Here is a 24,804-nt window from a genome sequence, read left to right on the forward strand (position 1 = left end):
CCCCGGCTCGGCGGCGGCGCTGCTGGAGGGCGACGCGCTGGCGGCGCTGGGCCGCGAGGACGCGGCGCTCGACGCGTACGGCCGGGCGATCGCCGCGGCGCCCGGCGACGGCGCCGCGTTCTCGGGCCGTGCCCGGCTGCTGTTGCGGCGCGCCGCCGGGCCGCCGCCGCCGCCACGCCCGCCGCTCCGGCGGCCGCGCCTGCTGGCCGGCGAACTCGGCCGGATGGGACGCTTCGGCAACCAGCTCCTGCAGTACGCCTCGCTGCGGGCCCACGCGGAGCGCCACGGCCTGGACTTCGAGGCGCCGGACTGGGTCGGCCGCACCCTCTACGGGCTCGACGATCCCTACCCCGGGCCGCCGCTTCCGTTCCTGCGCCCCGACGGGGCGGCCTTCGCCGCCATGCTGACCGGGGCCGCGCCAGACCGCTGCGCCGGCCGCTCGGTGGTCGGCTATTTCTGCGGCGACACCACCCCCCTGGCCCCGCACCGCGACCGGGTGCGGGGGTGGCTGACCCCCGCCGGCGCGGCGGCGGCCCGGGTGGACGGTGCCGTCGCGGCGCTGGCGGCGCGCGGGCGCACCGTGGTGGCCCTGCACCTGCGCCGCGGCGATTACGGCGGCGACCGCTTCTGGATCGCCCCGGCCGCCTGGTACCTGGACTGGCTGGCCCGGCTGTGGCCCACCCTGGACCGTCCGGTGCTCTACGTCGCCACCGACGCCCCGCCGCTGGTGGCGCGTTTCGCCGCCTACGCGCCGCTGACGGCGGCCGAGGTGGCGGACCCGCTGCCGGGGGCGGAGTTCTTCGTCGACCACGGCGTGCTGGCGCGGGCTGACGTGGTGGCCGTGTCCAACAGCACGTTCTCGGTGACCGCGGCGATGCTCAACCCCTCGGCCGGCCCGTTCGTCCGCCCCGACCGCCGCGCCGCCCGGCTGGTGCCCTTCGATCCCTGGGGCGGCCCGGTGCTGTGGGACTGATCCGGCGGATCAGCGGTGGCGGACGTACAGGGCGTCGCCCCAGCTGTGGTGGTGCGGGCTGATCTCGGCCACCCGGGCGAAGCCGTGGCTGGCCAGCAGATCGTCGACGTCGGCGATCAGCCCGGCACCGCTGTACAGCTCGGCGTAGTTGCACTCGGCGATGACCGCGTCGATCCCGTCCAGCAGCGGCCGGGCGCCGGCGAGGACGCGCAGCTCCGCGCCCTGGGTGTCGATGGCCAGCACGTTGTACGCGTCCGGCGCGATGCCGTCGTCCGCGAGGACCGCCGGCAGGGTCCGCGTGGCGACCGCGATCGTGCCCGTGACGGTGATGTGGGGATAGACCTCGAGGTGCTCCTTGGGCGTCAGCAGGGAGCTGGACTGGCTGTTGCTCATCCGGGTGAAGGAGGCGGTGCCGGGGGTGTCGGACACGGCGGCCTCGAGGCAGGTCACGTCCGGGTTCTCGGCGAAGCGGCGGCGCAGCCGGGCGAAGGTGTCGGGATCGGCCTCGACGAACACGACACGGCGGCAGCCGGCCGCCACGTAGGTGTCGTACTCCTCGCCCTCGTGGGCCCCGACATGGACGATGCCGCGCGGCACCACGCCATGGCGCGGGAACAGCTCGGCGTAGCGGAACATCGCGCGGTCGCGGGCGAACAGGCGGCCCCAGTGGCGCGGCGCCACGGCGAGGTGGAGGCCGGGGTGGCCGTCGTCGGGCGGGGTGGGGTGGTGCGCGAGGTTGCGGTCGGCGAAGCGGAACAGGGAGTAGCCGTACCCCTGGAGCCGGGCGTAGAGGGCGGCCAGATGGCGGCCCGCCTCGCCCTGGTCGAACTGGACGTAGTCGATCCGGCGCGCCGCCAGCAGGCCGGCCGCGCCGTCCAGGGCGGCGACCGGGTCGGCGCAGCCGTCCAGCACCAGCCAGTCGATGTGGCGCACCCCCGCCCCGGCGCTCCAGCGGTCGAGCTGCGGGTCCGGGGTCACCAGCGCGCTGCCGGCGCCCTCCGGCACGGCCGCATCGCGCCCGGCGGCGACCAGGCGCGCCCGGGCCGGCAGGAACGCCTTCCTGAGCGCGCGCCCCGCCGCGGTTCCGTCGCTCATCACCCCGCTCCTTCCCGAGATTGCGCCACCGTGCGAAGTGTGCTGCCTTGGGCGGCACGAGTTGCGCGGGGCCACGCATGCTGCCGGTTCACTTCCTGACCATCGTCCTCAACGGGGAACCGTTCATCCGCCATCACCTGGAGGTGTTCCGCCGGCTGCCCTTTCCCTGGCGCTGGCACATCGTGGAAGGCGTCGCCGCATTGGTCAACGACTCCTCGTGGTGTGCCCGGCGCGGCGGCCGCGTTCCGGCCGACCGCCACCGCGACGGGCGCAGCAGCGACGGCACGACGGCGTATCTCGACCGCATCGCCGCCGAGGAGCCGGAGCGGGTCGCGCTGTACCGCAAGCCGCCGGGCGCGTTCTGGCAGGGCAAGGTGGAGATGGTCCGCGCCCCGCTGCCGGCGATGACCGAGGAGTGCCTGTTGTGGCAGGTCGACGCCGACGAGCTGTGGACCGCCGGCCAGATCGTGCGCGCCCACCGTCTGTTCCAGGAGCACCCCGGGCGCACCGCGGCGCTCTACTTCTGCCATTTCTTCGTCGGCCCCGGCCTGGTCACCGCCGGCGTCGACCAGTACGGCAACCACCGCGGCTACGAGTGGCTGCGCACCTGGCGCTACCGTCCGGGCGACGTCTGGCATTCCCACGTGCCGCCGCGCCTGCTGCGCCCGCAGCCCGCCGGCACCGCCATCGACGTCGGCGCCGCCGACCCCTTCTTCCAGGAGGAGACGGCCGCCGCCGGCCTGGTCTTCCAGCACTTCGCCTACGCCACCGCCGACCAGGTCGCGTTCAAGGAGAGCTACTACGGCTACGACGGCGCGGTGGAACGCTGGCGCGCGCTGCAGCAGGCGGGGCCGGGGCCGCACCGCCTCGGCGCCTTCTTCCCCTGGGTCGGCGACCAGGCCCTGGTCGAGCGGGCCGAGCAGGCGGGGATCGCGCCGCTGGCCCGGCCCGACGCCGCCGGAGCGTGGGGCTTCGTGCCGCCGGCCCGGCCCGCCACCATGGCGCCGGCGGCGCGGCTGCTGCGCGGCGCCGGCCCGGGGCCGCGCCGGCGGGTGCTGGCGGCCGGCGCCGCCCCGGAGATCGCGGCCGAGCTGGTGCGCCGCGTCGCCGTGGTCCGGCTGGACGGGCTGGCCGGCGTGCTGCGCACCTCCGCCCTGCTGCGGGAGCTGCGCCGCGCCCTTCCGCTGGCGCGGGTCACCGTGTTTGCGCCGGACGCGGAGGAGGCGCTGCGCGCCTGCCCGTACGTCAACCAGAGGGTGAATTTGCCGGCGCTCGACGGCCGGGCGCCCGACGACCCGCTGGTCGCCGGGCTGTGCGCGGAGGTGGCGCAACGCTTCGGCGGGGCCTTCGATCTGGCCATCGCGCCACGGCGCGGCGGCGACGGCGCAACCGCCAACCGGCTGATGCTGGCCACCGCCGCCCCGCTGCGCCTGGGCCACGCCACGGGCGACGCCGCCACTGACGCGCTGCTCACCCACCTCATGCCGGCCCCGGCCGGGGACCGCCCGGCGGGGAGCGCGGCGGCCGACCCGGCGGTGGCCACCGCCGAGGACGCGGCCGCCGCCCTCGCCCTGCTGGGTGCCCTGCACCCCGGGCCCCACGACCCGGCCACCGAGGTGTGGGCGACCGCGGAGGGCGAGGCGGCGGCGGCGGCGGCGCTGGCCGCGGGGCCGTCGGCGCGCTGGCGCTGCCTGGTCGGCGTGCCCGACGGCGGCGAGGCGGGCGAGCTGATCGACCTGTGCCGCCGCCTCGCCGCACCGGGCGACATGGCGCTGGTTCTGGCCGGCGGCGACGCCGCCCGGGCGACCGCGGCGCGGATTGCCGCCGCCGCCGGTCCGGCTGCCTGCGTCGAGCGGATCGGGGCGCTGTCGGTGGACGCGTTGTGCGCGCTGTCGCTGCGGTGCGACCTCTTCGTCGGCGCCGGGTCGCCGCCGCTGGACGTCGCCGCCGCGGCGCGCCTGCCCCTGGCCGCGATGGGGCCGGGCCACGGCAACCCGGGCGCCGCCGCGGCGGAGCGGGCGATCCGCGGCTGGCTGGCCCAGCGGGTCCGCTAGACAACCGGCGGAAAGGACGGAGCGGAATGGAACGGTTGGAGAGCATGGTCCGCGGCCCCGGCACCGCCCCGGTCCCCGCGGACGCCGGCGTCGCCGGTGCGGTCACGGTGCGCGACGCGCTGGCGGCCGCGGTGGGGCTGGAGCGGGCCGGGCGCGACGCCGAGGCCGAGCGGCTGTACCGCGCCGTGCTGGCGGCCGACGCGACGGCGACCGCGGTGTGGCAACGCCTTGGGGCGCTGGCGCTGCGCGGCGCCCGGCCGAAGGTGGCGGCGCGCTGTTTCGCACGGCTGATGCTGCTCGACCCGGGCCGGGCGTCGGCCATGCACAATCTGGGCGAGGCGCTGCGGCAGGCGAGGCGGCCGGGCCAGGCGGTGGTGGCGCTGGCCCGCGCCCTGCGGCTGCGACCCGATTACGCCCGGGCGATGGCGGCGGTCGGCACGGTCCACGAGTCCCAGGGCCGCGAGCGCCGCGCCCGGCGCTGCTACCTGCGGGCCCTCGCCCTGGATCCGGCGCTGCCGGCGGTGTGGCATGGCACGGGGCTGCATCTGGCGCGGATCAACCGCCACGAGGCGGCGATCCGCCTGCTCCGCCGGGCGGCCACGCTGGCGCCCGGCGACGCCGGGGTGGCGAGCGATCTCGGCTCGGTGCTGTGCGAGGCCGGGCACGCGGCGCAGAGCCGGCCCTGGCTGGAGCGGGCGGCGGCGTTGCTGCCGGCGGACGTCGCCGTCCTGACCCGGCTGGCCGGGCTGGCGATGCGGGAGACCGACCACGACACCGCGCGGCGCCAGTCGGCGCGGGCCCGGCGGCTCGGCCCGGACAGCGGGAACGCCGACCTCTGCGACGGCATCCTGGCCATGCTGCGCAGCGATTTCGACGCGGCGCTGCCGCTGTCGCTGCGGGCCCTGGTGCTGGCGCCCGACGGCGCCGCCGCCCTCATCAACGCCGGTCTGGTGCTGAGCACCGTGGGCCGGCGCGACCAGGCGCTGGCGTGGGGCCGGCGGCTGCTGCGCCTGGACCCGCGCAGCGCCGTCGGACGCTTCAACCTTTCGATGCTCCTCTTGGCGCAGGGCGCCTTCGCCGAGGGCTGGCCGCTCTACGAGGCCCGCTGGGAGATGCCGGGCACCCTGCGGCCGGCCAACGCCCCGTCGTGGGATGGCAGCCCGCCGGCCGGCCGCACCATCCTGCTGACCGCCGAGCAGGGCCACGGCGACACCCTCCAGTTCGTGCGGTACGCCACGCCCCTGGCGGCGCGCGGCGCGCGGGTGGAGCTGTACGTGCAGCCCGCCCTGACGCGGCTCCTGGCCGCCATGCCCGGGGTGGCCGCGGTGCACGGGTTCGGCGACCCGCTGCCGCCTTGCGACGCCGTGGCGCCCCTGCTGAGCCTGCCCGGGCTGATGGGCACCCGGCTCGACACCGTGCCGGCGGCGATTCCCTACCTGCGCGGCGCCGCGGCGGACCGCGCCGTGTGGCGGCACCGCCTGGCCGGCGAGTCGCGCCTCAAGGTCGGCCTGGTGTGGGCGGGCGAAGCCCACCGCGACGACTTCAAGGCCCATTCGGTCGACCGCCGGCGCAGCCTGCGGCTGGACGATCTGGCCCCCCTGGCCGCGGTGCCGGCGGTCGCCTTCTACAGCCTGCAGAAGGGAACCCCGGCGGAGCAGCTCCGCACCCCGCCGGCCGGCCTGCACCTGGTCGACTGGATGGACGCGGTCGGCGACTTCGCCGACACCGCCGCCCTGGTCGAGCAGCTCGACCTCGTCGTCACCGTGGACACCTCGGTGGCCCATCTCGCCGGGGCGGTGGGGCGGCCGGTGTGGGTGCTGTCCCGCTTCGACGCCTGCTGGCGCTGGCTGGACAACCGCGCCGACAGCCCGTGGTACCCGACGATGCGCCTGTTCTACCAGCGGACGCCGGGGGACTGGGCCCCGGTGGTCGCGGCGGTGGCCGACGCGCTGGCGGCGGTCGCGGCGGCGCGGTCGGCGCCGCCGCCGTGCTAAGCGGGGAGTCCGACCTCCGCCCACCCATGGGCAGGCTCGGAATCCCCGCACAATCACGGAGTCCGCAGGGTTCGCCGGGCCGCTGCCCCGTCCCACCGGCTTCCACCTTTCGACCCGGACGCGCCGTCCGGGACCACCATGCGTCCCCGGTGCTGGGGCCGGCGCCGGCGGGAGGCCCTTCCCGGCCGCCGGGACGGTGGTGCGCATTCGGTGAGCGGACTCTGTGCGCATTGCCGGAAAATTGGGCGATCGGGGGGCCGCCACCGCCGCCGCGGGGCGCCTGGGGGGCGTGGCCGCGGGATCGCGTGCATTTGGCCCGTTTGTTGCTATAAGCGGTGTCCGGGCCGGTTCCCAGCGGTGGTGACCGGCGCGCGGGAGTGCTGCGATGGAGTTGACCCTACCGGACCTGTTGTGGATCGCAACGGCGACCGGGCTCGTGCTGATCATGCAGGCCGGGTTCCTCTGCCTGGAAACCGGCCTGACGCGGTCGAAGAACTCCATCAACGTGGCGATGAAGAACGTCGTCGACTTCGTCGTCTCACTGCTGGCGTTCTGGGCGGTGGGCTACGGGGTCATGTTCGGGCTCAGCCACGCCGGGTGGATCGGCACCACCGGCTATTTCGTGGAGGCGGAGACCGCGGGCGACTCCATCTTCTTCCTGTTCCAGGCCATGTTCTGCGCCACCGCGGTCACCATCGTCTCGGGCGCGGTGGCCGAGCGCATGACCTTTTCCGGCTACATCGTCGTCTCGTTGCTGGTGGCCGGGTTGATCTACCCCCTGTTCGGCCACCTCGTGTGGAACGGGCTGGACGGACCGGCCCTGCACGGCCTGTTGGGCGCCGCCGGGTACGTCGACTGGGCGGGGTCGAGCGCGGTCCACCAGCTCGGCGGCTGGGTGGCGCTGGCGCTCCTGCTGGTGGTGGGGCCGCGGCTGGGGCGCTTCGACCCGGTGACCGGGCGGGCCCGGCCGGTCGCCATGTCGAACCTGCCGCTGGCCGCGCTGGGCGTGCTGCTGCTGTGCTTCGGCTGGATCGGCTTCAACGGCGGCACCACCCTGCGCCTCGACGACCGCATCGGCCGGATCATCGCCAACACCTGCCTGGCCGCGGCCAGCGGCGGCGTCGCGGCGATGGCGCTGGGCTGGATGATCGCCCGGCGGGCCGAGGTCACGGCGCTGCTCAACGGCCTGCTGGCCGGGCTGGTGGCGATCACCGCGAACTGCCACGCGGTGTCCTTCGGCTCGGCCCTGGTGATCGGGGCGGTGGCCGGGGTCATCGGCATCTGCGTCGAGCGCGGCCTGCTGTTCCTGCGCGTCGACGACGCGGTCGGCGCCGTGCCGGTGCATCTGGGCGCCGGCATCTGGGGCATCCTGGCGGTCGCCCTGTTCGGCCGGCCGGAGCTGCTGGGCACCGGGCTCGACTTCCGCCAGCAGCTCCTGATCCAGGCCGAGGGACTGCTGGTCTGCTTCGTCGTCGCCTTCGTCGTGCCCTATCTGGTGTTCCGGCTGATGGCCCGGGCGATGCGCCTGCGCGTGCTGCCCGAGCACGAGGAGATCGGCCTCAACGTCTCCGAGCACGGCGCCAAAACGGAGATGCACGACCTCTACGAGGTGCTGCAGGAGCAGGCGCGCACCGGCAACCTGTCGCTGCGGGTGCCCGTGGACCCCTTCACCGACGCCGGCCAGATCGCCGCCCGCTACAACCATGTGATGGACCGCCTGGAGGAGGCGGTGGCCAAGACCGAGGCCATCGTGCGGACCGCCAACGACGCCATCGTGATCTTTTCCGCCGGCGGCCGGGTGCTGTTCCACAACACCCTGGCCGAGCGCATGTTCGGCCGCAGCGCCGAGATCTTTCCCTTTCTCGGCGCCGCCGACCTGGCGTCGGGGCTGGAGGAGTGGGACGACGGCGAGCACACCCTGTTCGAGACCTCGGGACGCCACGCCGACGGCCACCGCTTTCCCATCGAGGTGACCTCGGCCACCGCCCACACCCAGTTCGGCCAGCTCCGCATCCTCACCTTCCGCGACATCGCCGAGCGCAAGCGCGCCGAGGAGGAGCTGCGCGAGAGCGAAGCGCGCTTCAAGACCGTGTTCAACGAGGCCGCCTTCGGCATGCTCATGCTGTCGGAGGGAGGGCTGGTGCTCGACGCCAACGCCACCTTCCTGCGCATGCTCGCCCATGGCCGGTCGGCGGCCGGCGCCGCGGCGCCGCACGCCCGGGTCGCCCGGGTCGTCGACATCGTGCACGACGACGATCTCACCGGGGTCGGCCGCGCCGTGGCCGAGGTGGCGTCGGGGCGCGCCCTCAAGGGCTCGGTCGAGGCGCGGCTGATCTGCGCCGACGACCACATCATATGGGCCCGCCTGTCGCTGACCCATGCCCGGCTGGCCGGCCACGTCGCCCCGGTGGCGCTGGCGGTGGCCGAGGACATCACCACGGCGCGGCGCGACGCCCGCGCGCTCAGCCTCGCCGCCTCGGTGTTCGCCAACACCAAGGAGGCGATCGCCATCTTCGACGCCCACGGCGCCATCGAGACGGTCAACGCCGCCTTCCGTCAGGTGCTCGGCTTCAGCGAGCGCGAAGCGCGCGGGCTGTCGCTGGCCCATCTCGGCAGCGCCCGCTACAGCCGGGAGGAATACGAGACGATCCTCGGCGCCGTCCGCGTCGACGGGGCGTGGCAGGGTGAACTGCTGATCCGCAGCAAGGACGAGGCGCTGCTGCCCATGTGGGTGTCGATCTCGGTGGTGCGCGACCCCACCGGCGAGGTCACCCACCGCGTCGCCCTGTTCACCGACCTCAGCGAGCGCAAGCAGCAGGAGGAGGCGATCTGGCGCCACGCCAACTTCGACGCGGTGACCGGCCTGCCCAACCGCCGCCTGTTCCTCGACCGCCTGTCCCAGGCGATCGAGCAGGCGCGGCGCACCGGCAAGCAGGTGGGGCTGCTGTTCCTCGACCTCGACCGCTTCAAGGCGGTGAACGACACCCTGGGCCACAAGGCCGGGGACGAGCTTCTGGTCCAGGTGGCGGTGGCGGTGCGGGCCTGCGTGCGCAGCTCCGACACGGTGGCCCGCCTGGGCGGCGACGAGTTCACCGTGCTGCTGACCAACCTCGCCGACGCCGACACCCTCGACCTGGTCGCCCGCAAGATCGTCGCCGCGGTGGCCAGCCCGATGACCCTGGAGGGCGGCGAGGTGCAGGTGTCGACCTCGATCGGCGCGGCCTCGTTCCCGCAGCACGCGGACGACGCCGACGACCTGCTGCGCAAGGCCGACGCCGCGCTCTACCAAGCCAAGGCCCAGGGGCGCAACCTGCACCAGGTCTTCACCGAGGAGCTCAACCAGCGCACCCGCCAGCGCCTGGACTTCGAGAGCCGCTTCGCCCGCGCCCTCCAGCACGGCGAGCTGTTCATGGTCTACCAGCCCCAGCTCGACCTGCGCAGCCGCGCCGTCTTCGGGCTGGAGGCGCTGGTGCGCTGGCGCTCCCCCGACCACGGGCTGGTCGGCCCCGACGTGTTCGTCGGGCTGGCCGAGGAGCTGGGGCTGGCGATCAAGCTGGGCAACCACGTGATCGCCCTGGTGTGCGCCGACATGGTGCGCATGAAGGCCCAGGGGCAGGGCCACCTGCGCGTGTCCATCAACGTCTCGGTCAAGCAGCTCGCCGAAGGGGCGGCGCTGGAGGAGACCCTGGTCGCGGCCTGCCGGCAGCACGGCATCGACCCCTCGGTGCTGACGGTGGAGCTGACGGAGAACAGCCTGCTGGCCTCGGAGGACGAGGCGGTTCCCCTGCTGGAGCGCCTCAACGCCCGTGGCATCGCCGTGTCGCTGGACGATTTCGGCAAGGGCTACTCGTCGCTGTCGCGCCTGAAGCGCCTGCCGGTGCAGGAGATCAAGATCGACCGGGAGTTCGTCGAGGCGCTGCCCGACGACGAGGACGACCGCGTGCTGGTGTCGGCCATGGTCGCCATGGCGCGCAGCATGGAGATCGACGTCATCGCCGAGGGGGTGGAGACCGAGGCGCAGGCCGAGTGCCTGTCGTCGCTGGGTTGCGTCAAGGCGCAGGGCTACCTGCTGGGGCGGCCGATGCCGCTCGACGACGCGCTCGCCTTCCTGTCCGGCGCGCCCTCGGCGCCCCTGCCGTCGCCGGGCAAGCGGCGTACGGCCCTGCACTATGTGGCCCCCGCGGGCGACGATTGAGCGGGCGCGGCGGGCCGGCGGGCGGCCGGGGGTAACCCGTATTTGTCACCGTCAACGCGGTGTCCGGCCCGCCACGGCCCCACATGGCGATTGAATCCGGGCCGTACGTCCGGTCATCATGCCGGCCTCGACGGAGCAGAGAGGGGCGTGTACGCTTGTGCCGGCAGTGAGCATCCCGAACCCGGGGACGGGAGCCGACGGCTCCGGCGCGTCCGACCACCGTCTCGACCTCACGGTCTGTGACCACGAGCCGATCCACATCCCCGGCTCCATCCAGCCCCACGGCCTGCTGGTGGTGGCCGACCGTGCCACCGGGCGCGTCGTGGCGGGCGCCGGCGCCCTTGAGGAGCGCCTGACCCCGTCGTGGCTGGACCGTCCGCTGGAGGAGGTGCTGGGCGTCGACGCCGCGGCCGCCGCCCGGGGCGGGGGGCGCGGCGGGCCGGGGCCGGCGGGTCCGTTTCCGGCGGGCCCCTATCCCATTGGCGGGGTCGCCGGGGTGGCGGAGCGGTTCGACGCCGTGGCCGCCGTCGTCGGCGCGCACCTGGTGGTGGAGCTGGAGCCGGCGACCCCCGCGGCCGACGCGGCCGCCGTGCTGAGCGATCTCGACGACATCGGCGGCGCGTTCGAGCGGGCCGGCGGCCTGGACGACCTGTGCGCCCGGGCCGCGGCCGTCTTCCGTCGGGTCACCGGGTTCGACCGTGTGATGATCTACCGCTTCCATGAGGACGGGGCCGGCGAGGTGGTGGCCGAGGACACCGAGCCCGGCGTGCCGTCCTTCCTCAACCACCACTTTCCCGCCACCGACATCCCGGCCCAGGCCCGCGCGCTGTACCTGCGCAACCGCGTGCGGGTCATTCCCGACGTCGCCTATACGCCGGCGCCGTTGCGGCCCGACGCCGCCGGGCTGGAGGGGCTCGACCTCAGCGACGTCGCGTTGCGCAGCGTGTCGCCGGTCCACGTGCAGTATCTGAAGAACATGGGGGTGGCGGCCTCGGCCTCGGTGTCGATCGTCACCGACGGGGTGTTGTGGGGGCTGGTCGCGTGCCATCACTGGACGCCGCGGCCCCTGCCGTACGCGGTGCGGATGGTCTGCCGCACCATGGCCGGCGGCCTGGCCCGCCAGATCCGCGCCAAGGAGGACGCCGGGCTGCACCGCGAACGGGTCCGCGTGCGCTCGGCCGAGGACGAGGTGGTCGGGCATCTGACCGTCACCGCCGACGTGCGCCGCTTCATGGAGGAGGGCGGCGACCGGCTGCGGCGCATGCTCGACGGCGACGGCTTCGCCGTGCTCCAGGGCGACGACGTGTACGTCGGCGGCCGCCATCCCGAGCGGGCGCGGATCGAGGCCGTCGCCGCCTGGGCCATCGGCCGGGCGGCCCCGGTGTTCAGCACCTCCGCGCTGTCCGACGAGTGGGCCGCGGCCGGCGACATCGCGGCGCTGGCCAGCGGGGTGCTGGCCGTCGCCGTGCCGTCCGATCCGCCGATGCTCCTGCTGTGGTTCCGCGCCGAACGGGTGGAGGTGGTCAATTGGGCGGGAAACCCGCACAAGCCGGCCGGCGTGGACGCGGCCGGGGCGTTGACGCCGCGGGCCTCCTTCCAGGCGTGGAGCGAGACGGTGCGGGGACGGTCGCGGCCGTGGACCCCGGTGCATCTCGAAGCGGCGCGCCGGCTCGCGCGCGTCCTGCTGGAGACCGTGCAGAACCAGCGCATCCGCGAACTCAACCGCCAGCTCAGCGCGACCAACAGGACCAACGAGCACCTGCTGCGGCAGAAGGAGTGCCTGATCGGCGAGGTGAACCACCGCGTGAAGAACAGCCTGCAGATGGTGTCCTCGTTCCTCAGCATGCAGGCCAGGGGCTCGGGCGACCCGGCGGTGGTGCGCGAACTGAACGAGGCGCAAAGCCGGATCGCCGCCATCGCCCTGGTCCACCGGCGCCTCTACGTCGACGAGAACGTCGAGTTCATCGATCTCGCGCGCTACATCGAGGACATCTGCGCGGACATGGGCGCGTCGCTCGGCGCGGAGTGGCAGGCGGCGCTCAGCCTCGACCTCAGCCCGGTGGTGGTCGCCACCAACCTCGCGGCCAATGTCGGGCTGATCCTGACGGAGCTGGTCATCAACGCCACCAAATACGCCTATGGTGGACGGCCGGGGCCGATCCGCATCCGCCTCGACCAGCATCACGACCGGTTCCGCCTCGCCGTGGCGGACTCCGGCACGGGCAAGTCCGACGGCGCGGAAGGCTTCGGCACGCGGATGCTGCGCACCATGGTGCGCCACATCAAGGGCACGCTGGAGGAGCAGGACGAGGCGCCGGGCCTGCGCACCGTGGTCAGCGCGCCGGTGACCTGAGCCGGGGCGACGCCGCGGCCCTCCCCCCCGAATCCCGCGCACTGGCCCGCCCATTCGCCGTAAGCTGGCGGTGGCGCGGGCCGGCGGCGGACCCAGGGACACACACCGGGACGGACACAGGGCGGACATGACGCGGCACGGTGATCAGCGGGTGCGGGTGCGGGTGCGCGGGCAGGTCCAGGGGGTCGGCTTCCGTCCGCACGTCCATGCCCTGGCGCGACGCCATGGGTTGACCGGCTGGGTGCTGAACGACACCGAGGGCGTGCTGCTGGAGGCGCAGGGTGACGACACCGCCGGCTTCCTCGCGGCGCTGGCGGCCGAGGCGCCCCCCCTGGCCCGTGTCGACTCCGTCGACGCCGGGCCCGTCCCCGCGGTGGCGGGCGAGGACGGCTTCGCCATCCGCCACAGCGTCGGCGGCGCGGCCATCGCCACCGGCGTGGCGCCCGACGCCGCGGTGTGCCCGGCCTGCCTGGCCGAGCTGTTCGACCCGGCCGACCGGCGTCACCGCTACGCCTTCCTCAACTGCACCCATTGCGGGCCGCGCTACACCATCACCCGGCGCCTGCCCTACGACCGGCCGCAGACCGCGATGGCCGGATTCCCCCTGTGCCCGGCCTGCGCGGCGGAATACGACGACCCCGGCGACCGCCGCTTCCACGCCCAGCCGACGGCCTGCCCGGCCTGCGGGCCGCGCCTGTCCCACCCGCCGGAGGCCGTGCTCGCCGCGCTCGCGGCGGGGCGGATCGTCGCCCTCAAGGGGCTCGGCGGCTTCCATCTCGCCTGCGACGCCGGCCGCGGCGACGCGGTGGAGCGGCTGCGGACCGTCAAGCAGCGCAACGGCAAGCCCTTCGCCCTGATGGTCGCCAACCCGGCATCGGCGGCCCGTCACGTCCACCTCGACCGGGGCGAGCGGGCGCTGTTGGAGGGGGTGGCCCGGCCGATCGTGCTGCTGCGCCGCCGCGACGACGGCCCGCCGCTGGCCCCGGCGATCGCCCCCGGCCTGGCGTGGCTGGGCGTCATGCTGCCCTACACGCCGCTGCACCACCTGCTGTTCCACGAGGCCGCCGGGCGTCCGGCCGGAACGGCGTGGCTGGAGGAGGCGCAGGACCTGACCCTGGTCATGACCTCGGCCAACCCCGGGGGCGAGCCGCTGGCCATCGCCAACGACGAGGCGCACCGCCGGCTGGCCGGCATCGCCGATCTGGTGGTTGACCACGACCGCGCCATCGTCGTGCGGGCCGACGATTCGGTGGTGCGGCGTGTCGCCGGCGCGCCGGCGTTCCTGCGCCGCGGCCGCGGCGTCGTGCCGGAGCCGATCCGGCTGCCCCGGGCGGTGCCGCCGCTGCTGGCGGTCGGCGCCCACCTCAAGGCGGCGGTCTGCGTCACCCGTGGTGACCAGGCGTTCCTGTCGCAGCACATCGGCGACCTCGACAGCCCGGCCACCCTGGACTTCCTGGAGGAGACGGTCGACCACCTGCTGCACATCCTGGGGGTGACGCCGGAGGCGGTCGCCCACGACGCCCACCCGGACTTCCCGTCGACCCGCTTCGCCCGGCGGTTCGCCGACGCCCGGGGCGTGGCGGCGGTGCCCGTGCTGCACCACCACGCCCACGTCGCCGCGGTGGCCGCCGAGCACGGGGTGGACGGGCCGCTGCTGGGGCTGGCGCTGGACGGGTTCGGCCTGGGCGAGGGCAACGAGGCGTGGGGGGGCGAGATGCTGCTGGTGGACGGCGCGCGCATGGAGCGGCTCGGCCATCTGGCCCGGCTGGCCCAGCCCGGCGGCGACCTGGCGGCGCGCCAGCCCTGGCGCATGGCCGCGGCGGCGCTGCACCGCATGGGCCGCGGCGACGAGATCGGGCCGCGGCTGGCGGCGTGCGGGCCGGCCGAGGGGGTGCGGCGGATGATCGAGGCCGGGATGAACGCCCCGCTCACCAGCTCCTGCGGGCGCTGGTTCGACGCCGCCTGCGGCCTGCTCGGCGTGCGCGCCACCGCGGGGTACGAGGGCGAGGCGCCGATGGCCCTGGAATCCCTGGTGCGGCGGCCGCGGGTGGCGGCGGGCGCGTGGCGGGTCGCCGACGGCGTGCTCGATCCGACGCCGCTGCTGGAGCGGTTGCTGACGGTCGCCGATGCCCGCGAGGGGGCGGAGCTGTTCCACGGCACCCTGGTGGCGGCGCTGGTCGACTGGGCCCTGCCGGTGCTGCGCGCGCGCGGTCTGCGGCAACTGGCGCTGGCCGGCGGCTGCCTGATGAACGGGGTGCTGGCCGAGGGCCTGGTGGCGGCCCTCGCCGACGCCGGTGTCGATGGCCTGTTGGCCCGCCGCGCCCCGGCCAACGACGGCGGCCTCGCGCTGGGACAGGCCTGGGTGGCGTCCCAGGGGTGACCGGGCGTCCTCGCGCGCGTGCCGTTGCCACAGCGCGGTCCGGCCACGCGCAGGCCGGTGGCGTTGCCTGTCCAGTGATTGGCGGGCTTCGGCCGGGCCTTACCGCGTGCGGGCGGCGCGGAAGGCGCCGGGGGTCTCGCCGGCGCGCTTGCGGAAGCAGCGGCAGAAGTACCCGGGGTCGGCGAAGCCGAGATCGTAGGCGATCTGTGACACCGGCGCCGCGGTGTAGACGAGGTAGCGCTGCGCCTCCAGCAGCAGGCGGTCCTGCAGCACCTCGAAGGCGCTGCGGCCGGCCAGCGCGCGGCACACGCGGTTGAGCTTGCTTTCCGAGGTTCCCAGCGCACCGGCGAAGTCGGCGACCAGCCAGCGGTCGCGGTAGTGTTCCTCCACCAGGGTCCGGAAGCGCTGGAACAGCAGGCGGTGCTGGCTGTCGCGGCGGTCGGTGCCGGCCGGCCGGGCGAGCTGGCGCCAGAGCTGCACCAGCAGGGCGCGCAGCAGGGCATCGACCATCGTGGCGCGCCCCGGCTGCGGCCAGCGCACCTCGTCGTGCAGCGCGCCCACCATCCCCTCGACCGCGGCAAAACGGTCGGGTGTGCTGGAAAAGTCCAACACCGCCGGGGACCCCAGCAGGTCGGCCAGCACCCGCGCGTCGGGGGAACCGGGCGCCGCGCGCAGCAGGTCGCCGGACACGGACACCACCATGCCGCGGGTGTCGGGGGCCATGCGGAAGCCGTGGACGATGCCGGCGGGGACGACGATGGCGGCCGGGCCGGCGACCGGGCGGCGCTCGCTTTCGAACGTCGCCTCGACGCTGCCGCCCGCCACCACCAGCACCTGGAACAGGGTGGTGTGGAGGTGCGGCTTGATCTCCCAGTCGTACAAGGAGCTGCGGCTGGCCAGCGCCTCCAGATGCACGAATTCGCGGTCCTCCACGGCGCCTTCTTCGCCGTAGAGCGCGTAGAGCGGGACCGCGCGGGCCAGTGCCGGCATCGTCGGGACTCCCTCGGCGTCGGTCAGGATTGACCGGATAGTGCAAGATTTTCACCGATCCGTCCATTCCCATGGATGGCGGGACGGCCGTAGTCTCGGGGGCAATCGGGGTGTTGCCCCGCAATCGGCTGCACCAGCGGATGCGGCGGCGGTGTCCACCCGCTGCGCGCTGCCCTGGGGGAGGACGCCACCATGACCGTTCTGGACCTCGACCGCGCCAGCGACCTGCGCTTCGACCCGTACTCGCCGGCCTTCGACGCCGACCCCTACCCGACCTATGCGGCGCTGCGCGACCACGCGCCGTGCTTCTGGAGCGCCGACGCCGGCAAATGGGTGCTGACCCGCTACGACGACGTCCTCAACGCCCTCAACGACTGGCAGACCTATTCCTCGGCCAAGGGCAACCTGATGGACGAGTTCCCCGGCCGCGCCGGCAACACGCTGGGCTCCATGGACCCGCCGCGCCACGACCAGGTGCGGGCCATCGTCCAGGCGGCCTTCGCCAAGCGGAACCTCAACCATCTGGAGGACCCGATCCGCGGGATCGCCCGCGACGCCCTGGCGGCGGTGGCCGACCGCGGCGTGTTCGACTACGCCGAGGCGTATTCGTCGCACATCACCGTGAACCTCCTGTTCACCCTGCTGGGCCTGCCCGACGCCGACAACGCGGAGATCCGCGACAAGGCGGTGTTGATGGTGCAGTCCGACCCGGCCACCCGGCAGAAGGGTCCCGAGCACCTCGCCGCCTTCGACTGGGTCAAGGACTTCGCCTCGGCGGTCATCGCCGAGCGCGCCAAGGCCCCCGCCGACGACCTGATCAGCCAGCTCATCCTGGCCGAGGTGGACGGCCGCCGGCTCGACCTCATCCAGGTGCAGATGACGGTCACCACGCTGATCATGGCCGGGGTGGAGTCCCTGTCGGGCTTCCTCAACATGCTGGCCCTCAACCTCGCCGACTTCCCGGCCGAGCGGGCCCGGCTGCAGGCCGACCGCAGCCTGCTGCCCGGCGCCATCGAGGAGTCCCTGCGCTTCAACACCACGGCCCAGCGCTTCCGCCGCCGCCTGACCCGCGACGTGGAACTGCACGGCCGGACCATGCGGGCCGGCGACTTCGTCGCCCTGTGCTACGCCTCGGCCAACCGCGACGAGCGGAAGTTCGCCAACCCCGACGTCTACGACATCGCCCGCAACCCCAAGGGCCATCTCGGCTTCGGCGGCGGCGTCCACATCTGCCTCGGCAACTCGCTGGCGCGGCTGGCCTGCCGGGTGGCGATGGAGGAGTTCCTGGACGCCGTGCCCGACTTCACGCGGGCCGAGCCGACCCTGCGCTGGGTGCCGTCCTCGACGTTCCGCAGCCCGCTGGCGCTGCCGCTGGCGCGCGTTTGACCCGACATCCCGAAGGAATCCGACCATGGCAAGGATCATTTACATCGCGCACGACGGCGCCACCACCGAACTGGACGTGGCGGACGGCTGGACGGTGATGCAGGCCGCCGTGTCGAACGGCGTCGACGGGATCGAGGCGGAGTGCGGCGGGTCCTGCTGCTGCGCGACCTGCCACTGCTACGTCGACGAGGCCTTCGCCGACACCCTGCCGGCCCCCTCGGCGCAGGAGGACGGCATGCTGGAGAACGTGGTGGCCGAGCGCCGCGCCACCAGCCGGCTCGCCTGCCAGATCAAGGTGACGCCGACGCTCGACGGCCTGGTCGTGCGCCTGCCGGAGGCGCAGAGCTGATGGCCGCCGCCGCGCCGGTGGTCATCGTCGGCGCCGGGCAGGGCGGCGTGCAGGTGGCGGAGAGCCTGCGCGCCGAGGGCTACGACGGCGCCATCGTGCTGCTGGGCGACGAACCCCATGCCCCCTACCACCGGCCGCCGCTGAGCAAGGGGCTGCTGCTGGGGGAGATGGCCCCGGAACAGCTCGTCATCCGGCAGCCGGCGGCGCTGGCGAAGAAGGCCATCGCCCTGCGCACAGGCACGCGCGTCGCCGCGATCGACCGGGCCACCCGGGCCGTCGCGCTCGACGACGGCGAGCGCCTCGGCTACCGCGCCCTGGTGCTGGCGACGGGCGCACGGCCGCGCCGGCTGGCGGTGCCCGGTGGCGGCGCCCCGGGGGTGCACGCCCTGCGCACCCTGGACGACACCCTGGCCATCGCCGACGCCTTGCGGGCCGCGGCGCGGGTGGTGGTGGTCGGCGGCGGCTTCATCGGCCTGGAGATGGCGGCGGTCGCCCGCACGATGGGCAAGACGGTCACCGTGATCGAGTTCTCCGACCGCCTGATGGGGCGGGTGGTGGGGCCGGCGGTGTCCGGCCATTTCCACGCCCTGCACACCGGTCACGGCGTCGCCGTCCACCTGGGCACCGGGGTGACGGAGATCGTCACCGACCGGGCGGGGCGGGCCTGCGGCGTGCGCTGTGCCGACGGCGCCGAGCACCCGGCCGACCTGGTGGTGCTGGGGATCGGCGTCGAGGCGGAGACCGGGCTGGCCGAAGCCGCCGGGCTGGCGGTCGAGCGCGGCGTCCTCGTCGACGCCTGCGGCCGCACCGGCGACCCCCACGTCTTCGCGATCGGCGACTGCGCCGCCCAGAGGCTGCCGGGCGGCGGCGTGCGCCGGCTGGAATCGGTGCAGAGCGCGGTGGAACTGGCGAAGGCCTGCGCCGGCGCGGTGGTCGGCCGGGACAAGCCGTTCGTTGCGCCGCCGTGGTTCTGGTCCGACCAGTTCGGGACCAAGCTGCAGATGGTCGGCCTGTCCGCCGGGCACGACCAGGTGGTGACGCGGGGCGACGGCGGCGAGGGCGGACTCGCCTGGTTCTACTTCCGCGCCGGCGCCCTGATCGCCGTCGACACGGTGGACCGCCCGGCCGACCACATGGCCGGGCGCCGTCTGCTGGCCGGTCCCAACCGGCTGACGCCCGAGCAGGCAGCCGACGCGGCGTTTCCGCTGAAAGCGGCGGTGGTCACGGCCCCGTCGGTCTGAGCGATCGCGGCCCCACACCGCGCAGCCCCGGACTCCGTTCCGGGGCTGCGCGGTGCGCGTTCTCCGGGGCCGCACGGCGCGCGGGTGCGCCACGACGGCGGGCCCCACCACCCTGGGTGCTGGGTCCGGTCGCCCGCTTCCGCGATGGCGGCGCCAGAGTCGCGCTCATCTCCCCAACGTCCCAGCCGGTGGTGACATAGTCGCACCATTCTTCCGGCAAAGCATGTCTTGTTGCGGACGCGATCAATACATTCGCATACGTAGATATGGACGATACTAAAGGAACCGAAACACAATTTTTTCGACAGGTTGGTTGTTATGCTGCGATGGGAGTATTTGTTTCGCTCGAATGCGGAAATTGTCACATTTCGTTGGAAAATGCGGGGTCGTTGCTGTGGACAACCGGGAACATCGCAACCTATTCTAACGATCACATCCGATCGATGGGGGTGCCGGTTCGGCGCCAGGGTGCTCAAGACCCATCGCCGTTGGCCAGCCCGACCCTCGGGCCTGGCGGACCATGTGGCACGGAAGGCGAGACAGAGGCGATGGACATCACGGGGACCGCAGGCGCCGACGCTCTGACCGGCAGCGCGACGGCCGACACCATGGACGGCCTGGCCGGCAACGACACCATTTCAGCCCTGGCCGGCGACGACGTGATCACCGGTGGACTCGGGGCCGATTGGCTGGACGGCGGCGACGACGCCGACACCCTGTACGGCGGCAACGACACGACGACGTCGGGCGACGGCCACAACATCATCTACGGCGGTGCCGGCGACGATTTGGCCTATGGCGCGGATGGGCGCGACACCCTGGTGGGCGGCCTGGGCAACGACACGCTCTACGGGCTGGACGCCAACGACACGATCTCGGCCGATGCCGGCGAGGACATCCTGCACGGCGGCAACGGCAACGACACCATGTACGCCGGCGACGGCAACGACGTCGGGTACGGCGACGACGGCAACGACTTCCTGTTCATGGAGGCGGGCGAAGACACGCTCTACGGCGGGGCCGGCAACGACGCGCTGAGCGGCGGCGACGGCAACGACCTGATCTACGGCGGTGACGGCAACGACACCACCATGGGGGCCAGCGGCAACGACACCCTCTATGGCGGCGACGGCAACGACTGGATCTGGGGTCAGAAGGACAACGACCTCGCCTATGGCGGGCTCGGCAGCGACACCGTGTCCGGCGACGCCGGCGAGGACACCCTCTACGGCGAGGAGGGCGACGACACGCTGTCCGGCGGGTCCGACAACGACATTCTCTATGGCGGCGACGGCAACGATTTGCTGTATGGCATGTCCGGCACGGACACGGTGGTGGGTGGCGCTGGCAATGACACCTTCCAGTATTCCACATTTGAAAACGCCACCACCGACCTGATCGCCGACTTCTCCGCCGGCGACGTGATCCGCGTCCTCTCCCGCACCTTCACGGGCACGGTGACGGCCGGCGACGGCACCAACGTGGCGGCCGATTCCATCCAGGTCGGGACGACCGTCAACGGGGTCACGCCGATCTACATCGACACCAACTCCACCGCCGGCACGGCGGAACTGACCATCAACCTCACCGGCACCTTTACCGCCGGCCACTTCACCCTGTCCGGCACCGACCTCGTCTACACCACGCCGGCGCCGGTGACGCCCCCGTCGACCGGGGGTGACAGCGGCGGCGACAGCGGACCCACGGTGGTGACCACACCGGTGCTGGGCAACGCGGTCACGGTGACCTCCCAGACCACGACGACGACGACCGTCGGTGACACCCAGGTCCAGGAACAGAAGCTGACCACCTCCACCGGCACCGTGGTGTCGATCATCGACGTGCCGGTGGTGACGACGCCGGTCACGGGGGGCTCCACGACACCCGCTCCCACCGTGGCGCTGGCGTCGAGCACGACCACCGGCCAGGCGGTGCTGCAGGCCAGCGTGCCCGCCGGCGTGGGTGTGAGGGTCGAGGGCGTGGTGACCGCCCAGGGCCGTGACGCGGCGTTGACCGGCCTGATCCAGGCCATCCAGGCGCGCACCACCAGCAACACCACCGACCAGACCGAGATGAGCGGGGTCGGCTCGACCTTCCTCAACGCGCTGCCGTCCGACGCCAACCTGCTGGTGCGCACGATCGTGCCGACGGTCGCCGCGGGCACCACCGCGGTGGGGGGCGCGCTGCGCATCACCGGCAACACCACCACCGGCACCACCGCCCAGGAGGCGCTGGTCATCGACGCTTCCAGCCTGCCCACCGACAGCGAGATCGAGTTGGACAACGTGTCCTTCGCCGCGGTGGTCGGGTCGGTGCGGGTGACCGGCGGCGCCGGCTCGCAGACCGTGGTCGGCGACAGCGGCGCCCAGTACATGGTGCTGGGCGAGGACGACGACACCCTGCGCGGCGGCGACGGCAACGACTATGTGGGCTCGCGCGAGGGCAACGACGTGCTCTACGGCGACGGCGGGGCCGACACCGTGGTCGGCGGCGTCGGGGGCGATTTCCTCTACGGCAACCTCCAGGCCGACCTGATGTACGGCAACGCCGGCACGGACCTGATCTTCGGTGGCCAGGACGGCGACACGGTGTACGGCAACCTTGACAGCGACACCGTCTACGGCCAGCGGGGCGCCGACCTGCTCTACGGCAACAAGGCGGCCGACACCCTGTTCGGCGGGCAGGCGGACGACACCCTGTTCGGCGGCCAGGGCGACGACCTGCTCTACGGCGGCATCGGCAACGACGTGCTGGCCGGTAATCTCGGCGCCGACACCCTCTACGGCGGGCTGGGCGCCGACGCCTTCCGCCTCGACGCGCCGGACGGCGGGGCGGCGGTGATCGCCGACTTCGAGGCGGGGACCGACCGCATCGAGGTGGTCGGGCCGAACTTCGGCAGCGTCGCCACCGGCACGCTCGCGGCGGAGAACTTCGCCCTGGGCACGCCCGGCGACGCCAACGACTGGTTCGTCTTCGACACCACCACCGGCACGCTGTCGTTCGACGCCGACGGCTCGGGCGCGGGGGCCGCGGTGACCATCGCCACCTTGAACGTCCGCACCCTGTCCAGCAGCGACATCACCGTGCTGGCGGGCTGACCCGGCGCGCGGCCGCGCCGGGTCAGCCGGCGATCGCCGCCAGCGCCGCGGCGGCGATCGCCATGTCCTGCTCCTCCAGGGCCCCGGCGACGCCGATGGCGCCGACCACCGCGCCGTCGTGCGTCACCGGCAGGCCGCCGCCGACCAGGGCCAGCCCGGGGTGGGCGGCCAGGGCCTGGGCGACGTGGGGCTTGTGGGCCAGCTTCTCCGTCCAGGCGGCGGTGGGCTGGCGGTAGCCGGCGGCCGTCGCCGCCTTGCGCCCGGCGATCAGCCCCGCCGGCAGGGGCGCTCCGGGCATGCGCAGGGTGACCAGCGGGTGGCCGGCCGCGTCCACCACGTGGACGTGGATGCGCAGCCCCTGGGCCTGGGCTTCGGCGACGGCCGCGTCGGCCAGCCGGCGGGCGGTGGCGAGGCCCAGCGACAGCGTGTGGACGAGGTCCTCCATCGGCGCGTTCCTCCATCGAACGGGAAAGCGCGGGACCGCCGGCCGCGGGCGGCGGTCCCGCGCAGGCTCAGGCGGCGTTCTCCAGCAGCAGCAGGCCGGCCCCGGTGTTGGAGATCGGGATGTGGTAGTTGCTGTGCAGCTTGCGCACGTGGCCCTGGAGCGCGCCGCGCATGGCCAGCCACAGGATGAACTCCGCCCCCTGGGCACCCGCCTCGCGGACCAGGTCGTGGATGGTCAGCTCCGTCAGGCTTTCGGGGTCGTCGACGATCTTCTCCAGGCACATGGTGTCGAACGGCTTGTTGATGAAGCCGGCCCGCTCGCCGTCGAGCTGGTGGGACAGGCCGCCGGTGCCGACCACCACCACCTTGAGGTCGTCGGGGAACGACGCCACGGCGCGGCCGATGGCCTGGCCCAGCTTGTAGCAGCGCTTCGGGCTGGGCAGGGGGTGCTGCACCGTGTTGATGCACACCGGGATGGTCTTGATCTGGTGCGCCGGCTCCGTCCGCGTCCGGTCCGGCCAGAACAGCGAGACCGGCACGGCGAAGCCGTGGTCGACCCGCATCTCCTGGCAGCTCGTGATGTCGAACTCCTCGGCGACCAGGTGGTCGATGAGGTGCCACGACAGCTCCGGTGCCCCCTGGAAGGGCGGCAGCGGGGCCAGGCCCCAGCCCTCGTCGGCGTTCTCGTAGGTCGGGGCGGCGCCGATCGAGAAGGTCGGCATCGTGTCCAGGAAGAAGTTCAGGCCGTGGTCGTTGTAGACCACGATGGCCACGTCCGGCTTCTCGCGGTCGAGCCAGTCGCGCACCGGGGGATAGCCGTCGAAGAACGGCTTCCAGTAGGGGTCCTCGTGCAGCCCCTTGGCGATGGCGTTGCCGATCGCCGGGATGTGCGAGGTGGTGAGGCCGCCGATGATCCGTGCCATGTCAATGCCTCCCCGCGTCGAGCAGCATCTGCTTGAAGTCGCCGACGCTCATGCCCCGCTGCTGGGCGCCGACGTCCTGCACCGTCAGGCCGAAGATCCCGGCCAGCTTCGCCAGGTAGTAGATGTTGCCGCCGGCCGCCAGCATCCGCAGGACGTTGCGGCTGCGCACCGCCTCCTTCTGCTCCTCGGTCAGGTGGTAGGCCTCCAGATAGCCCTCCTCGTCGGCGAGGAAGGCGTCACGGTTCGTCTTGTCGTTGAACGAGTAGCACATCTTGTTGAGTGCGTACCCTTTCATCGCCATCCGCCCATCGAAGATGGTCGTCCCCGGTATCGCCGCGGTGACGTCTTCACCTGGATATGACATGGCGTGTTCCTCCTCACGGGATTGTTGGCGCGCTGTCTCTAACGCTCTCCCTTGTGAGGCTTCTTCTTCGCGATCCTTATGACCAGTAGAGCCGCATGGGGTTGTCGACCAGCAGGGCCCGTTGCAGCTCCGGCGTCGGGGCGATGCGGGGGATGACGTCCACCAGGTGGCCGTCGTCGGGCATGTGGGACGTCATGTTGGGGTGGGGCCAGTCGGTGCCCCACAGCACGCGGTCGGGGAAGCGCTCGACCAGCGTGCGGGCGAACGGCACCACGTCGTCGTAGGCGGGCGGGCCCTGGACGCTGAGGCGTTCGGGGCAGCTCACCTTGCTCCAGAACTTCGGGTCCTCCATCAGGCCGATGAAGCGCCGGAAGCCGGGTGAATCCACCCCGGCGGCGATGTCCGGGCGGCCCATGTGGTCGATCACCACGGTGGTCGGCAGCTCCTTCAGGAAGGGGGTCAGCCCCTCCAGGTCGGCCGCCTCGAAATAGACCACGATGTGCCAGCCCAGCGCCTTGATGCGCTGGGCGATGCCCAGGAAGACGTCGCGCGGGGTGGCGTCGACCAGCCGCTTGACGAAGTTGAAGCGGACGCCGCGCACCCCGGCGGCATCCATGGCCGCGAGATCGGCGTCGCTGACGTCGGGGCCGACCGAAGCGACGCCGCGGGCGCGGCCGCCCGAGGCTTGCAGGGCGTCGACCAGGGCCCGGTTGTCCTTGCCGTGGCAGGTGGCCTGGACGATCACGTTGCGCTCGAAGCCCAGGAAATCGCGCAGGGCGAACAGCGTGTCCTTGGCCGCGTCGCAGGGGGTGTATTTGCGCTCCGGCGCGTAGGGGAAGGCGTCGCCCGGGCCGAAGACGTGGCAGTGGGCGTCCACCGCGCCCGGCGGCGGCGTGTAGGCCGGCTTCGACGGGCTGGGGTGGAACGGCAGGTAGTCGGCGTCCATGGGTCGGGTTCCTTGATCG

Annotated in this window: 16 protein-coding genes; 10 read left to right on the plus strand and 6 right to left on the minus strand. The window is 73.5% G+C overall.

Annotated elements, in window-relative coordinates:
* Nucleotides 1–973, plus strand: a 973-nt coding sequence (locus AC6H2I_RS24335) for an alpha-1,2-fucosyltransferase (RefSeq protein WP_497503349.1), incomplete at its 5' end; no start/stop codon positions are given.
* Between the two features lie 9 nt (nucleotides 974–982).
* On the opposite strand, the gene AC6H2I_RS24340 is transcribed toward AC6H2I_RS24335, so the two are convergent.
* Complete coding sequence (locus tag AC6H2I_RS24340; RefSeq protein WP_497503350.1) at nucleotides 983–2,068, minus strand: FkbM family methyltransferase; 1,086 nt, start codon at nucleotides 2,066–2,068, stop codon at nucleotides 983–985.
* Nucleotides 2,069–2,145: 77 nt separating this feature from the next.
* On the opposite strand from AC6H2I_RS24340, the gene AC6H2I_RS24345 reads away from it, so the two are divergent.
* The 5 genes from AC6H2I_RS24345 (at nucleotide 2,146) to hypF (ending at nucleotide 15,044) form a co-directional block, all read left to right on the plus strand.
* On the plus strand, nucleotides 2,146–4,122 hold the full coding sequence (locus AC6H2I_RS24345; protein ID WP_497503351.1) for a hypothetical protein: 1,977 nt from the start codon (nucleotides 2,146–2,148) through the stop codon (nucleotides 4,120–4,122).
* Between the two features lie 26 nt (nucleotides 4,123–4,148).
* A complete protein-coding gene (locus AC6H2I_RS24350; RefSeq protein ID WP_497503352.1) occupies nucleotides 4,149–6,116 on the plus strand; it encodes a tetratricopeptide repeat protein in 1,968 nt (655 codons plus the stop codon).
* Nucleotides 6,117–6,501: 385 nt separating this feature from the next.
* Nucleotides 6,502–10,311 carry an ammonium transporter gene (amt, locus tag AC6H2I_RS24355; protein WP_497503353.1) on the plus strand — a complete coding sequence of 1,270 codons (3,810 nt, stop codon included), beginning with the start codon at nucleotides 6,502–6,504 and terminating at the stop codon, nucleotides 10,309–10,311.
* 166 nt (nucleotides 10,312–10,477) lie between these two features.
* Nucleotides 10,478–12,664 carry a histidine kinase dimerization/phosphoacceptor domain -containing protein gene (locus tag AC6H2I_RS24360; protein ID WP_497503354.1) on the plus strand — a complete coding sequence of 729 codons (2,187 nt, stop codon included), beginning with the start codon at nucleotides 10,478–10,480 and terminating at the stop codon, nucleotides 12,662–12,664.
* Nucleotides 12,665–12,791: 127 nt separating this feature from the next.
* Nucleotides 12,792–15,044, plus strand: coding sequence for a carbamoyltransferase HypF (hypF, locus tag AC6H2I_RS24365; protein ID WP_497503355.1), 2,253 nt, complete (start codon nucleotides 12,792–12,794; stop codon nucleotides 15,042–15,044).
* A gap of 99 nt (nucleotides 15,045–15,143) precedes the next feature.
* On the opposite strand, the gene AC6H2I_RS24370 is transcribed toward hypF, so the two are convergent.
* Nucleotides 15,144–16,034, minus strand: coding sequence for a helix-turn-helix domain-containing protein (locus AC6H2I_RS24370; protein ID WP_497503356.1), 891 nt, complete (start codon nucleotides 16,032–16,034; stop codon nucleotides 15,144–15,146).
* Between the two features lie 192 nt (nucleotides 16,035–16,226).
* Between AC6H2I_RS24370 and AC6H2I_RS24375 the strand changes: the two genes are divergently transcribed.
* The 4 genes from AC6H2I_RS24375 (at nucleotide 16,227) to AC6H2I_RS24390 (ending at nucleotide 22,108) form a co-directional block, all read left to right on the plus strand.
* Nucleotides 16,227–17,420: a cytochrome P450 gene (locus AC6H2I_RS24375; RefSeq protein ID WP_497503357.1), complete on the plus strand. Its 1,194-nt coding sequence runs from the start codon at nucleotides 16,227–16,229 to the stop codon at nucleotides 17,418–17,420.
* A gap of 25 nt (nucleotides 17,421–17,445) precedes the next feature.
* The gene (locus AC6H2I_RS24380) at nucleotides 17,446–17,769 is read left to right on the plus strand and encodes a 2Fe-2S iron-sulfur cluster-binding protein (protein WP_497503358.1); all 324 of its coding nucleotides are present in this window, start codon (nucleotides 17,446–17,448) and stop codon (nucleotides 17,767–17,769) included.
* Nucleotides 17,769–19,010, plus strand: coding sequence for an NAD(P)/FAD-dependent oxidoreductase (locus tag AC6H2I_RS24385; RefSeq protein WP_497503359.1), 1,242 nt, complete (start codon nucleotides 17,769–17,771; stop codon nucleotides 19,008–19,010). Before AC6H2I_RS24380 ends, AC6H2I_RS24385 begins: the two co-directional genes overlap by 1 nt.
* A 548-nt stretch (nucleotides 19,011–19,558) precedes the next feature.
* Nucleotides 19,559–22,108, plus strand: a complete 2,550-nt coding sequence (locus tag AC6H2I_RS24390) for a calcium-binding protein (protein WP_497503360.1) — start codon at nucleotides 19,559–19,561, stop codon at nucleotides 22,106–22,108.
* A gap of 22 nt (nucleotides 22,109–22,130) precedes the next feature.
* Here the strand turns inward: AC6H2I_RS24390 and AC6H2I_RS24395 are convergent, their stop codons facing one another.
* From AC6H2I_RS24395 to AC6H2I_RS24410, 4 genes are all read right to left on the minus strand, one after another.
* The gene (locus AC6H2I_RS24395; protein ID WP_497503361.1) at nucleotides 22,131–22,553 is read right to left on the minus strand and encodes a GlcG/HbpS family heme-binding protein; all 423 of its coding nucleotides are present in this window, start codon (nucleotides 22,551–22,553) and stop codon (nucleotides 22,131–22,133) included.
* Between the two features lie 67 nt (nucleotides 22,554–22,620).
* Nucleotides 22,621–23,475: a class III extradiol dioxygenase family protein gene (locus tag AC6H2I_RS24400; RefSeq protein ID WP_497503362.1), complete on the minus strand. Its 855-nt coding sequence runs from the start codon at nucleotides 23,473–23,475 to the stop codon at nucleotides 22,621–22,623.
* 1 nt (nucleotide 23,476) lies between these two features.
* Nucleotides 23,477–23,839, minus strand: coding sequence for a protocatechuate 4,5-dioxygenase subunit alpha (locus AC6H2I_RS24405; protein ID WP_497503363.1), 363 nt, complete (start codon nucleotides 23,837–23,839; stop codon nucleotides 23,477–23,479).
* A 76-nt stretch (nucleotides 23,840–23,915) separates the two neighbouring features.
* Nucleotides 23,916–24,785 carry an amidohydrolase family protein gene (locus AC6H2I_RS24410; protein ID WP_497503364.1) on the minus strand — a complete coding sequence of 290 codons (870 nt, stop codon included), beginning with the start codon at nucleotides 24,783–24,785 and terminating at the stop codon, nucleotides 23,916–23,918.
* Nucleotides 24,786–24,804 lie beyond the last annotated feature (19 nt).

It is taken from the genome of Azospirillum sp. NS33 (assembly GCF_059703765.1).

Bases quoted from the DNA above. Each gene is read 5' to 3' on its own strand.
- AC6H2I_RS24405 (WP_497503363.1), bottom strand. From the start codon at position 23,839: ATGTCATATCCAGGTGAAGACGTCACCGCGGCGATACCGGGGACGACC.
- amt (WP_497503353.1), top strand. From the start codon at position 6,502: ATGGAGTTGACCCTACCGGACCTGTTGTGGATCGCAACGGCGACCGGG.
- AC6H2I_RS24385 (WP_497503359.1), top strand. From the start codon at position 17,769: ATGGCCGCCGCCGCGCCGGTGGTCATCGTCGGCGCCGGGCAGGGCGGC.
- AC6H2I_RS24340 (WP_497503350.1), bottom strand. From the start codon at position 2,068: ATGAGCGACGGAACCGCGGCGGGGCGCGCGCTCAGGAAGGCGTTCCTG.
- AC6H2I_RS24395 (WP_497503361.1), bottom strand. From the start codon at position 22,553: ATGGAGGACCTCGTCCACACGCTGTCGCTGGGCCTCGCCACCGCCCGC.
- hypF (WP_497503355.1), top strand. From the start codon at position 12,792: ATGACGCGGCACGGTGATCAGCGGGTGCGGGTGCGGGTGCGCGGGCAG.
- AC6H2I_RS24410 (WP_497503364.1), bottom strand. From the start codon at position 24,785: ATGGACGCCGACTACCTGCCGTTCCACCCCAGCCCGTCGAAGCCGGCC.
- AC6H2I_RS24370 (WP_497503356.1), bottom strand. From the start codon at position 16,034: ATGCCGGCACTGGCCCGCGCGGTCCCGCTCTACGCGCTCTACGGCGAA.
- AC6H2I_RS24400 (WP_497503362.1), bottom strand. From the start codon at position 23,475: ATGGCACGGATCATCGGCGGCCTCACCACCTCGCACATCCCGGCGATC.
- AC6H2I_RS24380 (WP_497503358.1), top strand. From the start codon at position 17,446: ATGGCAAGGATCATTTACATCGCGCACGACGGCGCCACCACCGAACTG.
- AC6H2I_RS24375 (WP_497503357.1), top strand. From the start codon at position 16,227: ATGACCGTTCTGGACCTCGACCGCGCCAGCGACCTGCGCTTCGACCCG.
- AC6H2I_RS24345 (WP_497503351.1), top strand. From the start codon at position 2,146: ATGCTGCCGGTTCACTTCCTGACCATCGTCCTCAACGGGGAACCGTTC.
- AC6H2I_RS24350 (WP_497503352.1), top strand. From the start codon at position 4,149: ATGGAACGGTTGGAGAGCATGGTCCGCGGCCCCGGCACCGCCCCGGTC.
- AC6H2I_RS24390 (WP_497503360.1), top strand. From the start codon at position 19,559: ATGGACATCACGGGGACCGCAGGCGCCGACGCTCTGACCGGCAGCGCG.